This is a genomic window from Pontimicrobium sp. MEBiC06410 (genome assembly GCF_053601615.1).
In genome coordinates, this window is record NZ_JBSHNT010000050.1 from 1 (window position 1) to 213 (window position 213).

Genomic DNA, 213 nt, shown 5'->3' on the forward strand with positions numbered 1-213 from the left:
GTAACATCTCCTGTAATGTTTACTCCAGCATCGTAGTTACATGATGCATCTGTAAATATCTCAATATCTGCAGGTGCAGTAAATGTTGGTGCGATATTATCGGAAACGGTAATGGTTTGCGTTTGTTCTGGCGCAGTGTTACCACAGCTATCTGTTAATGTCCATGTTCTGGTGATTACGAATGATCCTTCGCAAGTTCCAGCGACTACAGTG

General features: G+C 42.3%; 1 protein-coding gene. It reads right to left on the reverse strand.

All coding sequences use genetic code 11. The features are described from left to right. The coding region (locus ACVC08_RS00310; RefSeq protein WP_452600521.1) for a hypothetical protein at positions 1 to 213 on the reverse strand (213 nt) is incomplete at both ends.